The sequence below is a fragment of the Leucobacter sp. wl10 genome (genome assembly GCF_003569785.1).
GTDB lineage: Bacteria > Actinomycetota > Actinomycetes > Actinomycetales > Microbacteriaceae > Leucobacter.
Genome location: NZ_KZ984021.1, coordinates 1 through 14,062 on the forward strand (window position 1 = coordinate 1; position 14,062 = coordinate 14,062).

At 61.6% G+C, this 14,062-nt stretch carries 10 protein-coding genes and 1 pseudogene; 5 read left to right on the forward strand and 6 right to left on the reverse strand.

Annotation, left to right across the window (positions count from 1 at the left end):
* The 5 genes from D1J51_RS17485 to D1J51_RS17500 form a co-directional block, all read right to left on the reverse strand.
* Positions 1 to 1,576, reverse strand: a 1,576-nt coding sequence (locus D1J51_RS17485) for a recombinase family protein (protein WP_162903921.1), incomplete at its 3' end; no start/stop codon positions are given.
* Positions 1,545 to 1,808, reverse strand: a complete 264-nt coding sequence (locus tag D1J51_RS18115) for a hypothetical protein (protein ID WP_162903922.1) — start codon at positions 1,806 to 1,808, stop codon at positions 1,545 to 1,547. The genes D1J51_RS17485 and D1J51_RS18115, both read right to left, overlap by 32 nt.
* Before the next feature lie 96 nt (positions 1,809 to 1,904).
* Positions 1,905 to 2,912, reverse strand: a complete 1,008-nt coding sequence (locus D1J51_RS17490; protein ID WP_119077267.1) for a ParB N-terminal domain-containing protein — start codon at positions 2,910 to 2,912, stop codon at positions 1,905 to 1,907.
* A gap of 6 nt (positions 2,913 to 2,918) precedes the next feature.
* Positions 2,919 to 3,767: a hypothetical protein gene (locus tag D1J51_RS17495; RefSeq protein ID WP_119077284.1), complete on the reverse strand. Its 849-nt coding sequence runs from the start codon at positions 3,765 to 3,767 to the stop codon at positions 2,919 to 2,921.
* A gap of 96 nt (positions 3,768 to 3,863) precedes the next feature.
* The gene (locus tag D1J51_RS17500) at positions 3,864 to 4,502 is read right to left on the reverse strand and encodes an HD domain-containing protein (RefSeq protein WP_119077268.1); all 639 of its coding nucleotides are present in this window, start codon (positions 4,500 to 4,502) and stop codon (positions 3,864 to 3,866) included.
* 136 nt (positions 4,503 to 4,638) lie between these two features.
* Between D1J51_RS17500 and D1J51_RS17505 the strand changes: the two genes are divergently transcribed.
* From D1J51_RS17505 to D1J51_RS18120, 5 genes are all read left to right on the forward strand, one after another.
* The gene (locus tag D1J51_RS17505; RefSeq protein WP_240423431.1) at positions 4,639 to 5,598 is read left to right on the forward strand and encodes a GlxA family transcriptional regulator; all 960 of its coding nucleotides are present in this window, start codon (positions 4,639 to 4,641) and stop codon (positions 5,596 to 5,598) included.
* A gap of 421 nt (positions 5,599 to 6,019) precedes the next feature.
* Positions 6,020 to 7,642: a site-specific DNA-methyltransferase gene (locus D1J51_RS17510; RefSeq protein ID WP_205548042.1), complete on the forward strand. Its 1,623-nt coding sequence runs from the start codon at positions 6,020 to 6,022 to the stop codon at positions 7,640 to 7,642.
* A complete protein-coding gene (locus tag D1J51_RS17515) occupies positions 7,639 to 10,164 on the forward strand; it encodes a DEAD/DEAH box helicase (protein WP_119077278.1) in 2,526 nt (841 codons plus the stop codon). The genes D1J51_RS17510 and D1J51_RS17515 overlap by 4 nt, the downstream gene beginning before the upstream one ends.
* A gap of 32 nt (positions 10,165 to 10,196) precedes the next feature.
* Complete coding sequence (locus D1J51_RS17520) at positions 10,197 to 11,123, forward strand: restriction endonuclease (RefSeq protein ID WP_162903923.1); 927 nt, start codon at positions 10,197 to 10,199, stop codon at positions 11,121 to 11,123.
* A gap of 143 nt (positions 11,124 to 11,266) precedes the next feature.
* Complete coding sequence (locus D1J51_RS18120) at positions 11,267 to 13,318, forward strand: hypothetical protein (RefSeq protein WP_162903924.1); 2,052 nt, start codon at positions 11,267 to 11,269, stop codon at positions 13,316 to 13,318.
* A 196-nt stretch (positions 13,319 to 13,514) separates the two neighbouring features.
* Here D1J51_RS18120 and D1J51_RS17530 read toward each other — a convergent pair.
* Positions 13,515 to 13,841, reverse strand: a pseudogene (locus tag D1J51_RS17530) (transposase); the annotation flags it as partial.
* Positions 13,842 to 14,062 lie beyond the last annotated feature (221 nt).

The following is a 14,062-nucleotide window of genomic DNA, read 5'->3' on the forward strand; positions in this document are numbered from 1 at the left end:
CGCCGGACCCCACACACCGTTCATCGGACAGACCCACATGCGTTGGTGTGAGTTCCGCAATGGTGAACGGTTCGGCTAAGCGGATGCTGGCTTCTTCGTCTTCGTTGATCTCGATGCCGTTCGTGAAGGCTTGGTTCGCGAGGCGTCGGCCCTGGTCGTTGGTGCGTGCGTAGAGGCGTGCGCAGTCGATCAAGAGCCGGAGTGCTGCCGTGATCTGCGTTCGTGGCCCTTCGTTCTGGTTGTGTTCGTGGTTGATGCGCCGGTCAATGTCGGTGATGCCGGCGCGGATGCGGTCCTGGTGGCGTTTCAAGGTGTCGAGGTCGATGGCGTCGGCGAAGATCTTGTCGCTCTCGTCCTGCAATCGCTTCCGCGTCGCGGCCAGTTCCGCGAGTTCCGTGCTTCGCGCGGCGAGACGTTTGTCGAATGCGGCCTCGACTCGTGCCGCGAGCCCCGCGTATTGCGCTTCGGTGATCGTGATGCTCTGGTAGCAGTCGGCGACGAGTTGCTCCGCGATCCCGACGGGTATTGCGCGGCGGGTGCAGGTGGTGCGTTTCGAGGCGCGCCCGGAGCAGACGTAGTAGGCGTATCGGTGGCCTTGCTTGTTGGTGGGGAAGTCGAGTTGGAGGCGTGATCCGCATGCGCCGCAGAAGAGGCTGCCTTTCAGGTAGTGGTCGTGTTTGCGGCGGCGTTCGGAGGCGATCTTGCGCGAGTCGAGGAGGGTCTGCACTTCGTGCCAGGTGTCGATGTCGACGAGGGGTTCGTGTGCGCCGGGGTGTTCGGCTCCTTTGTAGCGGACGATGCCGATGTAGTACGGGTTGCGTAGCAGTTTGAAGAACCCGGAGCGTGCAACCGGCCCGGACGGGCGTTGCGGCGTCGGCACTGTGGTCAGGCCGTGGGCGGTGGCTTCGGCGAGCAGATCGACGACGGTGCGGTCGCCGGTTGCGTATTGCTCGAACACCCGGCGGATCAGCGGTGCGCGTTCGGGGTCGAGTTCGACGGTGCGGAACTCACGGCCGCGCTCGTCGCGTTGGCGTACGTTGAGATAGCCGATGGGCGCACGCATGGGGGTGCCGCCGGTGAGGAACTTCTGGTTCAGACCCTTGCTGACTTCTGCGGCGAGGTTCTTTGAGTAGAACTCCGCGATCGACCACATGATGCCGTGCAGCAGCATTCCCGATGGGGTCTCGTCGATGTTCTCGGTTGCCGAGACGAGGGTGACGCCTGCGCTGATGAGTGCCCGGTGGATCTCGACATCATCGAGCCGGTTGCGTGCGAGGCGATCAACCTTGTGAACGATGCAGTAGGTCACCTGGTGGTAGGCGACATAGTCGAGCATGCGTTGCAGGTCTGGCCGGTCTGCCGAGCGTGCGGACTCGCCCGCATCGACGAACTCGGCAACGATACGAGCGCTGAGCGCTTCGGCCTTCCTAGCGTTTGCTTCGCATTGCGCGGGAATCGAGAATCCTTCGTCACGACCGCCCTTGGAGGCTTGTTCCTTGGTGGAGACGCGCTGATAGGTCACCGCCGTTGCCACGGTGGCTGTCTCAAGTTCTGGCATGGGCGTGAGGAGTGTCATTCTTCTTCGATTCCTTCTTCGATCGAGGTGTTTTCAGGTGGCTCAGGGGTGATGATGGGTGATCTTCTCGTGTTTCGATCGGGCGATGCTGGGCCTGCTGTGTCTCTGCGGCGTGGAGTTGTTCGGCGAGATGGATAACGAGCGCGACGAGGCGCTGCACGTCGGGCTCTTCGCGCACGCGCGGTTCGGCCGTGATCCTGCGGCCGGTGCTCGATGTGCGGAAGTAGCGCATGGAGGCAAGGTGCGCACGGCCTCTCCGCAGCATCCGGGAACGTCGGGGCTGTCTCCGATTCCCTGCCCATCTTCCGTTGAGTTGCCATCGACATTCTTAGAGTGCTCGCAAGTACCGTGGTGCTGGCTCGGTTCTTTGCGGATGCTGTCGTGCTACGCGGAGCCTGTCTGCAAACGTGTTGCTGCCGTCGAGCGCAGTGAAGAAGAGTTCGGCCTCGGCGTTGGTGAGTTCGGAGGCGAGTTGATCGATGTCGTAGCGTTCCCACCAGTCCGTGAGGTCTGTCCAGATCAGCACGAACACGCGTGTTGGGAGCGGGGTCTTTGGATCGCGCTTCGGCGGGAGCGGGCGAGCGGGCTTCTTCCGCTTCCCGCGACCCGTGTTGCGTACTCGTTCGAGGGCTTCGCGGGCGAGTCGCTCGAGCTCCTCTTGACGCTCCCGCCACTGAGCATCGACATCTGCACGAATACGGGAGTAGCCCGGATCGACGGCGCCGCCCGCATCGATCCGATCCAGCTCCGTCTGAGCCCTCGCCCGCAGCTCATCGACCTGCGCTGTGTCTGCGGCGACACGTTCGAGATAGCCGATCTTGTCGAACGTTGTGTACGAGATCCCTCCCGGCACCATCGCCGCAGCCTGCTTCCTTGCGCTGCCGTGTGCGCCGTGCGGCGGCGAGGCAAGATATGCATCGCCGTTCGTGCCGGGCTGATGGTCGCTACTGAACCGGGTCGAGGCTTGGCGCTGCGCCGCATCCTGCGCGAGCACCTCCTTCAATTCCCGGTAGAGCGCGGCGGCTTCCAAAAGCGTGAGCGGCTTGTGAAGCACATTGTCGTCCTGCTCCGCGAGCAACTGCCCGAGCCGATCCGAGATGCCGGAGCGCACCCACACGTTCACGGTCTTCCACCCGAGTTGCTTGATCGCAGCGAGCCGCCGCGCCCCGCACACCAGGAGACCATCCGGGGTGACCGTGATCGGTTGCAGCAGCCCTTCGCGCGTGATCGAAGTCACCAACGGTTCGAGGTCACCGAGGTCGGTGCGGTGTCGTCTTCCGACTTGGATCGACGAGACGGCACGTTCGAGTTCGATCGCGCCCTTCTTCCCGCTCATCGCTGATCAGCTCCCGGCTCCGGGAGCCGCGAAAGCGAGAGACCGAACAAGATCGTCATCCGATAGCAGCGTCGGGATTGTCTCGCCGAGCAGGAAGCGTAGGAGGACCCCTCGACCCGACACAACTGTGCGCTGTGGCCCCGGCCTGCCGAGCAGAGCATGCACGAGAGAGAGCCATGAGCGTGCGGAGACATCGAGGAGGGCTCGAGTATGCCGCTCACGCCGGAGCGCCTCGGAAGCCCGATTCGGGGAGCCAGCGTCCGCGAGACAATCGCAAATGTGCTCCACACTGTGGCGTGCTGCATCGCTCGGCCACCCGAGAAGCATGACGAGTTCGATTGTGTGCTCAATCACTGAGTGAATCAGTAGCTTTGTCTTGTCGTGCTCTACTGCATCGTCTTCGTAAATCAGGTCGGTCGAAAACGATGGGTGGTCATCTGTCAGCGGAAAGGCGCGGGTACTGAAACGCTCCGGGTCGTGTAGCCCGGCAAAGCGCGGGCGGCGCGCTTGGTGAACTGAGCAGAGCAGCCCCTGAGCGCGTTCCTCGTAAATGCAGGTGATTCGTACCGCGTGCGTGATCACTGCCCAGGGATCGCGAGCTTCCCGCGCTGCCCGGCTACGCATCACATCGAAAGCTGCCGATGCTGCCACCCACGGATCGAGCCCGTACTTTTTCGCGAGAGCCGCGTATTTCTCGCACACGTACTCCATGAGCTTGGGAACCGCGGGGTCATCACCCCAAGCTCCCGGGCCTTGCTCGTGAAGGCGGCACAGGAGATCGCGAAGCTCCTCGCCGCTGCGGAGATCCCCTCTGTCTAGTGTGCGTGATCTTGAAGTCTGGATGATGGTTGTCATGGTGCTCACACCTCCTGACAGGTAGGTGCGCTCTCACCACCACAACCGGTGCCACTCTGACCTGATTGTGATGGCGAGCCTCTCATCGAGGAGCTACTACTCGGGCCACGGGTTGTTGCGGATGATCTCGACGAAGTCTGTGCGCCGATAGTCGGGCACGAAGTGATTGAGCACGTCGGCGTTGACATTCCCGAAGGTGGTTTCGGGCCGGTGAACATTGCCCCGTGCAAAGGCACTCAGGATCTGATTCTTGAAGTCAGGACGAGGATGCGCAGCTGTGACAGCTTCACGCTGTGCTTCGGTGAGCGAGTGATGCCAGATCCCTAGTACGTCGGTTTCGACACCAGCGGTGACGAGAGCAATCTCCGGAACCAGATGTTCAGGTATGCCAGGGGTGGTGTGCAGCGCAATGCCCATCCAGACCGAGGAGGCACGGGCGTCGTCGACGCCCCGCTCCATGAGGAAGTCCCGTGCCGCATTTGCGCCATCCACCTCGAAACGCAATTGCGACTCCGAGTAGAGGTTGGTCAATCCAAGATCGTGGAACATCGCGCCGGCATAGAGCAACTCCAAGTCCACCTCGAGATCGCGCTGCTTCCCCATGAGCGCACCGAACAGAAACACTCGACGAGAGTGATGGAAGAGCAGATCGTCCTCACGGTCACGTATGTACGCGGTGATGTCTCGCGTGAGTGCAGTGTCGGGAATCGATATCCCTGCGATAGTTTCGGCCATGTCATGCTCCTTGATTCTGCGATGGTGGTGTTTCCCCGCCTCCAATCTCTCCTTGGCAAAGCTGCTGTAGTGAGTGTCTTTATTGACAACTACCCCTCAGATCAGGACATACTGGGTTATGCAGAGGCGTGACGTAGTGTTCCTCCTGTTTGACCGAGTCAAACACCTGGATGTGGCCGGGCCGGCCGAGGTCTTCTCTGAGGCGAATAGACGAGGGGCAAACTATGTGCTCCGTTTCGTGTCTAGCTCTGGTGCTGGCGTGCGAACCTCGACTGGATTGAGCCTGTCCGTCGATGCTGCTGCGTCGAAGATCGACCATGCCGACACCGTCGTGATACCCGGCGGCGATGATCTTCCGATTACTCCGATCGCCCCTGAGTTGCGCGAGTCGACCATCCGGCTTGTCGATCTGGCTGCGAGGGTCGTGTCAGTGTGTACGGGTGCCTTCCTCTTGGCGGAAGCTGGGAAGCTAGATGGGAGGCGCGCGACGACCCACTGGGCCTATACGGGCTTGCTCTCTCGGGTTCATGCGCGAGTTGAGGTTGCACCCGATGCGATCTATGTATCCGACGGCAAGTTCTACACTTCTGCTGGCGTTTCCGCGGGGATCGACCTGGCCCTGGCTTTGGTGGAGCTGGACTACGGCGCCGACCTCGCTCGCGATGTCGCCCGTCATCTCGTCGTCTACCTCCAGCGTCCGGGCGGCCAGTCGCAGTTCTCTGATCTGCTGGTCAGAACGCGGAGCGCTCAAGACAGCGTCCGGACGGTTGTCGAGCAGGTCATTTCACATCCCGCCGAGAAGCACGACCTTTCCTCGCTCGCAAAATGTGTCGGGCTAAGTACGCGGCATCTAGCGCGCTTGTTCCAATCTGAACTGGGGTTGAGCCCAACTAAGTTCGTTGAACAAGTCAGGCTCGATACGGCCAAAGCTCTCCTGCTGAAAGGCGAGCCCGTCTATCGCGTTGCCCAACGTGCTGGATTTCAGAGTCCGGAGACCCTGCGGCGAGTCTTTGCGGCTCAGCTGGGCGTGCCGCCGAGCGAGTATCAACAGAGGTTCTCGAGCGCCCGGCGGAGTTCCGCCATAGCTAGCGGGTAACAGTGAGAGTCGCGGGAACGCTGAGCTGCTCTTCAAACGGAGGAAGGGCCGAATCTCTCGTCACGGGGCAGGCCGGGATCGTTGCTTCGCGCCCCGTGCCCGGACCCTTCGTCGCGAACACACGATCGAGCCCTTCAGACGTTGCCACGCGTCTTGCAAACGAGGGTTTACATCGCCGCGCGCCCGGTCCGGTACATCCTCACTTGCAAGAGGCCTGGCAACAAAAAGCAAGTCTGAGCGAGAAGCGCGTCGACGGCCGCGCGAAGCTCGACCGAGAGCCGGTGTGGCGACGCCGATGCGTGGTTCGATGGGGCCGAGCGCGTCTTCTGAAAGACGTGTGGCGGCTGTCATGCGGATAGCTGAAGCTAACGATAGATGGCCGGCCCCACGGAACCCGAACGCCCTCGATAGGATAGCTTGGGTGACGAGACTCGAATTGACGTGGCCCAACAAGGACCGCTTCTTACTCGTCCCGAAAGACGACGACGGTAAGCCGGTGTGGGTCGACCGGGACCACCCTGCCGCCGCCGAGGTGCGAGTCAGCGACTTCACGGCCTCGATCGGCGAAGTGAACGCGGCCGATCCCTACGCCGACAACCTGCTCTTCACCGGCGACTCGCTCGACGTACTCCGCATCCTGACGACGGTCCCCGAGTACGCCCGGCGCTATAAGGGCAAGGTGAAGCTGGTCTACATTGACCCGCCCTTCAACACCGGCCAGGCCTTCGAGCACTACGACGACTGGCTCGAACACGCGACATGGCTCTCGTTCATGGACGAGCGGCTCAGGATGATACGCGATCTGCTCGCCCCGGACGGCTCGTTGTGGGTCCACCTAGACGATGCTGAGCATCATCACATGCGCGTGCTACTGGACGACAGATTCGGGCGTGCGTCGTTTGTGGACACCGTGGTCTGGCAGAAGGCCGACTCGCCCCGGAACAGCGCTCGGTGGTTCAGCAACGATCAGGACTACATCAGCGTCTACGCGAAGGACCCGGCGCGTTGGATGCCGAACCGCCTCAGCAGGACTGAGCAAGCGAACTCGATCTACACCAATCCGGACAGCGACCCGAGAGGCCCCTGGCTGGCTGGCGACCCCTACGCGAACAAACCCTACTCGAAGGGCTTGTACGAGTTCACCGGACCGACAGGGCGGGTCTTCGCCCCGCCGCCCGGAAAGTTTTGGCGTGTTGCGGAAGAGCGCTTGCGTGAACTGGACGACGACGGTCGAATCTGGTGGGGGCCGAGCGGCGATGCGCGTCCGAGCATCAAGAGGTACCTTTCGGAGGTGAGCGACCTTGTACCACGCACGCTCTGGCTAAGCGCCGATGTTGGGAGCAATCGCACTTCGAATCTCGAAGTGAAGCGTCTCTTTCCGGGCGAGACGGCGTTCTCGACGCCGAAACCCGAGCGACTGCTTGAACGGATTATCCACATCGGGTCCAACCCTGGCGACATCGTGCTCGACTGTTTCGGCGGATCGGGCACGACGGCGGCGGTCGCGCAGAAGATGGGCCGACGATGGATCACCGCCGAGGTGTTGCCGGAGACTGTCGAGAAGTTCACGCGGCGCAGGCTCGAACTGGTCGTGAAGGGCGAGGACTCCGGCGGCATAACGGGCTCGGTCGGTTGGGAAGGTGGCGTAGGGTTTCGCATGGTCGATGTCGGCCCGTCAATGTATGTCGATACGCCGTTTGGTGTTCTGCTCTCCGATGAGGCCACAAACGGCACGTTCGCCAAGGCGGTCGCGGGTCAGTTGGGCTACGACTTCCAGCCCGACGCAAAGCCGCTCTGCGGTGTCCAAGGCCGGATGCGTCTCGCGGTCCTCGACGGCACCGTGGGAGAAGAGGAAGTCCGAGCAGTCGTGAGCGCGCTCGGCGAGGGCGAGCGGGTCGAGATCGTCGGGCGATCGGTGCTCGATGGCGCGGCGGCGACGCTGACGCAACTCGCTAAGGGCTCGAAGATCACCAAGGCACCACGCGACCTGCTCACTGCTGCTCGTCGTATCCGGCGGCACGCCGATCGCGAGGCGAACGAGTGATCGAGTACGACGAGAGCCTTGTCGAACAGGTAGCGCACACGCTTGACCTCCGGAAGCCGAACCGCGATGCACTCGACAGGTTGGCGCGGGCGCTCAGCACCTCCGAGTCTGGTGCTGAGCTGGTCGCCGATCTTGCAACTGGCGTCGGGAAGACCTACATCGCCGGTGCGTTGCTGGACTACCTCTACGCCTCTGGGGTGAGCAATGTCGTGATCGTGACGCCGGGCTCCACGATCCAACGCAAGACCGTAGACAACCTGACGCCCGGACACCGCAAGTACCTGCGCGGCTTGCAATCAAACCCGCTCGTTGTCACCCTCGATTCGTTGGAGCGCGGAGAGGTAGGCGCGGCCCTCGAAGACACCGACCGCTTCAAGGTCTTCGTACTTACCGTGCAGTCGCTCTTGCGTCCCAACACCAACGACGCCCGGCGAGCCTACCGCGAGCACGAGACGACCGGCGTCGCGCTCTATGACTACTTGCAGGCCGCTGAAGACCTCGTGGTCATCGCCGATGAACACCATGTCTATTACTCGGGCAACGCGAAAAAGTTCCAGCAGGCGATCGAGCAGATGCACCCGTTGGCCCTCGTTGGCCTGACGGCGACGCCGCACGAGGCCACAGAACCGAAGATCGTCTACCGTTACCCGCTCTCGTCGGCGATCGCTGACGGATACGTGAAGATTCCCGTACTCGTGTCCCGGCGCGATGGGATCGCCGATCTTCGAACCCAACTGGCGGACGGTCTGACGTTGCTTGCGGCGAAGGCCACCACAATGCGTTCATACTGCGACATGACGCGCCAGGCGTACGCCGAGCCGATCCTCTTCTTGGTCGCCTCCACCATCGACGAGGCCAACGAGATTCGCGATCTGCTTGCCGGGTCGGACATGCTCGGTGCTGCTGACCAAGTGCTGCTGGTGACCTCCGAAGAGCCCGACAAGACGCTCGCGCTGCTCGATACCTTGGAGAACCCTGACTCCCCGATACGAGCGGTCGTCAGCGTCGGCATGTTGAAGGAAGGTTGGGACGTCAAGAATGTTTATGTGATCGCCTCGGTGCGATCGCTGGAATCGTCCTTGCTCACCGAGCAGGTCCTCGGTCGCGGTCTCCGACTCCCGTTCGGCAAACGAACCGGTAACCCGATGCTAGACACGGTTGAAGTGCTCTCGCACCGATCGTTCGCGGCTCTCTTGAAACAGGCCAAAGTGCTGCTCGAAGAGACTCTGGGCAAGCGAACAGAGGAGGCCACCGTCACGCCGGACCCGGTGTCCGGAATCATTACGCCGGGCCTGCCGATCGGCCGGGGCGACGCGCTCCCGGTCAACCCCGATAAGGCCGGGACGGTGGCCGTCAACCTGCCTGGCGACTCGGTGGCCTTCGTTGAAGACCAGAACCGCGATGCGCCCTACACGGAGACGCCCGGCCAGACACACACCGGGATCATCTTTGCTACTCCGGAGAGCCGCGCCGATGCGGCACAAGCCTCCGAGAAAGCCGTGGCGCACATGGTCTCGCCGAAGCCGCAGCGAACGCAGTCCCTCCCACTGTTCCTCCCGCGCGTGATCCGCACGACGCGGCGTGACGCCTTCTCACTGGGTGATCTCGACCTGACCCAGGTAGAAGCGCTCGGTCGCCAATTCGCGACAGACGAAGGCGACTCGCTTCGACGTACGGCGCTGAATGCCGAGCGTGACCTCATGGGCGACGCGCGTGTGGTCCTAACTGAGCAGCGCGACCGGGTGGCCGCCTCGGCGCAGTTGATCCCCTATGGTTCGATCGAGACCGATCTCGTGGGCCGTTTGCTCCGCACCGATGGGATCGAGGCATCGGTCCGAGAGGCCAACGCGGCACAGAAGGTCGCGCAGTCGTTCCTCGACGGTGCACGAGTCACCGAGAGCACCCCTTGGCGGGTAGACCACGGACGCCTCGCCACGGCCCGCCTGACGGAATGGATCAAGCAGCGGCAAGCCGCGACCCGAACGTGGATCGAGACTTCGGTTCTGCTCGACCGCTGGCCCGACCCGCAAGAGCGGATGGAGATTGTGCCGCCCGCCGACCGGCACCTCGTCACTTCATCCTCGGTGTTCACCCGCGGTTACCCCTATCAAGGGTGGGAGCGGTCGTTCTACGACGTGGTGCGCTTCGACGCCTACTCAACTGAGTTCCGGCTGGCGGAGTTGTTCGACACCGCGGCCGGCGTTGAGTCGTGGCTCCGCGTGGACGAGAACGTACCGCTCCGCATCGACTACTCGATGGGCGCATACGGGCGGCAGTACGAGCCCGACTTCGTGGTCATTGACGACGAACGCACCCACTGGATCATCGAGGGCAAGCGTGACAGTGAGATTACATCCGCCGTTGTGGAGGCCAAGCGCGACGCCGCCCGCGACTGGCTGCGCGCGGTCAACGAGGATACAGCGGTCCCAGACCATTGGGGTTACCTGCTCGCGTCTGAATCCGTCGTCGGGTCGGCGTCGTCATGGCTCGCACTCCGGCGCGGGGCACAGACGTTCGTCTGAACGTGTCGATCCAGCGTGGGAGGGTTGTTTCTGTGGCGATTCCTGATTACCAGTCATTGATGAAGCCAGTGCTCGAAGTACTGGCCGACTCCGACGTCCTTTCGATGCGTGACCTTACCGAGCGAATCTCGCAGCAGCTCAACCTGACTGACGACGAGCGCCGGGAGACGATCACATCCGGCATGAGCCTGATCGCGAACCGCGTCCACTGGTCTGTGACCTATCTCTTCAAGGCCCGAGCCGTGAATCGCCCGCAGCGAGGCCACGTCCAGATCACTCGGCGTGGAGCTGACCTACTCGCGACCGGCGGCGAGATCCGCAACTCGACCTTGGAGCAGTTTCCCGAGTACCGCGAGTTCTACGATAAGTACCGAAACAGGAAGGTGCGGAACCGTGTTGCCGAGCCTACCACCACTCCAAATGTTGAGGTGGACGAGGAAGACGAGTCACCGGACGACCTCATCGCCCGCGCCGAGGCAGATGCGCGGGCGGTGCTTGCCGCCGATTTGTTGGAGAAGCTCAGAACGATCCACCCAACCGAGTTCGAGCGCCTTGTCTTGAAACTGCTCGGCGCGATGGGCTATGGAGGGCTCGGCGGGCACCTACACACTGGGCAGAGCAACGACAAGGGCCTCGACGGGATTATCACCGAGGATAAGCTCGGCCTCGATCGCATTTATGTGCAGGCGAAGCGTTACGGCGATGGGAACTCGGTCACACCGGAGCAGATTCGTGCGTTCCTTGGCGCGATGATGGGCAAGGGTGATCGCGGCGTATTCTTGACCGCGAGCACTTTCACGAAGGGCGCTCGCGAGGCTGCGACGGGGGTTCCTGCCCGAGTTGTTCTGATCGATGGCGAGGAACTGGTCGAGTTGATGATTGACCACGGAGTTGGGGTCGAACCTGTGCGCGTCGCCACTCTCCACCGGATAAACGAGGATTTCTTCGATGCGCTTTAGCTGCGGCCCTCAATCTCGTGGAGCTGGGTCGCGATGGTGGGAGTCTGCATGAAGGGCCTGCTGCCGCCGCTGCTCGATCGGCCTACGCGCGTTTTCTGGAAGACGTGTGGCCTGATTCGACCGCCGTGCGGCAAACTGGACGAATGACCAGCATTGCATTTACCGACCTCGCAGCGGATTTTATCGGTGCAGGGCTTTCAGGAACATCTACTGACGCGTTCGGAGTGCCGGTAGCAGCGGGGTTTTTCGTGGATCCCGTTCTTGTATTTAAGGACGGCTTCGAGAGCTTGGGGTCCAACATTGTGCTTGTCTCGGCCCGAGGTGCCGCTGGAAAGAGTCGGACTGCGACCGAACTTGCCTTCCGAACGGAGGCACCGCTTTGGCGCCTCGAAAGAGACGCGGCTGTTAGCCGCGCAGCTCTGCCGCTAAAGCTCAACTCCTACCTCTCGCAGGTCGACGCACTTGCGAGCATCGATGCAAGTGGCCGTCAGCCAGCTCTATTTGTCGACTCCCTGGATGAAGCGCGCGCACGCGTCTCCGGCCAATCTTGGGATGAGTTCCTTGATTCCGTTTCGGATGCAGCAGCACGAGGCCTGCGGATCGTATTGTTTGGCCGGGATCGCACCTTGGAGGAGGTGTGGGTCAAGCTCGCGGATGCAGGCCAAGAGGTCTCCTGGCTCGAAGTCTCCCACTTCCCGCCAGAATCACAGCGAGCCTATATTGATGCTCGCGTGCGAGACCGTGATTCTGAGGCTGATATTGATGATCAGCAGTACGTTCGGGCGCGAGACACAATCCTCGCCGCGCTTGCCGGGTCGGTTGACGACTCAACTGCTGAAACCTTTGTTGGGTATGCGCCGGTTCTTGACGCCGTGGCAGAACTGCTCCGGCGCGAGAAGAATCATTACAAACTCATGCAGGAGTTTGAGAGTGAGTCTGGTGGATCTCGACACGTGGAGGTGCTCCGAAAGGTTCTTGTTGGTCTTCTTGAGCGCGATCAAAGAAAGCTTGCTCCGCTCGCATCCGACCTTGGGCTTGACGAGGCTGCTATCTACACGCCCGCTGAGCAGCTCGTCTGGCTCTGGCATGACCTGACTGGAACTCCTGTGCCTGATCTGGGTGCGATCTCCGACTCGGCCAAGCGACATGATTACCAGATCAAGGTACGTCAGTTTCTCGATGACCACCCCTTCCGGGCTGAACGGAACTGGGCGAGTGCCGTCTTCGAGGCCTTCGCGGCGGCTGAGCGTCTAGATCAGGGAGTTCCCACCTCCACCTTGATTGAGGTTGGGAGCCATTCGGGCTTATTGTTCGACTTTGTGGCATCGGCGTCCACTGACGACATGCTACTTGTAGACGAGGGGCAATTCGCCGCGCTCCACTCATCAATACTTTCCGGCGAGTCGGCCGGGAGCGCCGCAATGGTCTCAGCGTCCTCGATCGGTGGTGACGAGTTCGAAGGAGTCATGGAAGTCAGCCGGCCGAGTGGCGCTATTTCATTGTCATTTTCGCTTGTTTCCGAACGCACTGGTGAGCTCGCTCTGGTCGGCCCATTGGAGGCGCTGACACTTACGACCTCCGAGAGTATTCGTATACCGCCCACAGCCAACGGTCGTGTGATCGGACCTGATCTCTTCCTCCGCTGCGGGGCTCTTTCCATCGAGGGTGCAGATGCGCGATTTGCGCGAGCCGCGCCAGACACGGGAGGGGATGTCGTCGAAGTCAGGGTCGAAGTTACCAGTTCATCCGTGTCGGTCCCACCCGTAATATCCGTGCACCCACTGCCAGACTCATTTGAGATCGCTGTCCCTGAGACGACATCTCTCGTCTATCCGTGGGTTCAGTATCGCGCCTCGCTCCCTACCGAGGACGAGATCGATGTCCGATCGAGGGCTATTAGGTTCTTGAGTAAGCTGCAGAGCTTGGCGCGTACTCATGGTCACCGTGATGGGCGTGCGACCTTCTATATGAAACTGCAGGGGCGCCAGCCCTTGAAATCTGAGCAGCTCCGCGCAGTACTTGACGTGCTTGTGTCAAGCGGTGCAGTGCGTCTCGATGGCGAGTTGGTGTTCCTGACGGATCAGGCTGACGAGCATCGGTTCAGTGGTAAGGGAATGACCGGCCAAAGAACGATCGAACAGGAATGGGACTATTGGGGTCCGATAGTCAGTGCGATTGAGCGGGTTCTTGGATGACTTGGAGGACTGGCTTGCGCCCAGTTGCCGTAGAACTGGGGCTTGTCTGAAACTGATTCAGCGTTGAGAGTATTTTGGTCGCTAGCCGGTAATTGTAGATGGCCTCCGGAAGTGTAGGCGAGCTGATCTATCAGCTCCGGTGACGTCCCGCTATGTGGTGGATTTTCTCAACACCGCGCGGGTCAGCTTGGTTTGATTATGCCGCAGCAAGTTCGGGAATAGCCACCTCCTCGGGCTCGGTGAGCAGCAGCTTCATGGAATGCTCGCTGAAGTAGCGACGATCAGCACCATCCCACTCGTCATGTTGCTCGATCAGAACATGGCCGGCCAGGCGCAGCAGCGCGGCGGGGTTGGGGAACGTGCCGACGACATCGGTGCGGCGTTTGATCTCCTTGTTCACTCGCTCCAGCGGGTTCGTCGACCAGATCTGCCGCCAATGCTGGAAGGGGAACCCCGTGAACGCGAGGAGGTCGTCGCGCGCGTTATCGAGCATGTCGGCGACCTTGGGATGTGAGCGGGTGAGCATCCGCTGTTGAGCCGAGTTTTTCGGTAGCGCGCGTGGGTCGAAGTGGTAGCTCTCGTGGGTGGATCCGGTAGCGCTCTCGTGGCGTTCATCGGAGGATGACCATCAACCGTGACCAACGGAAGTCGCGGCGGATGGAAGGACCCCCGTATGGCCGATTACCGGCTCATCATGTCGTTGCTGCTCCATGAATCGCTGGGGGTTTGGTGCCGCATCTTTTC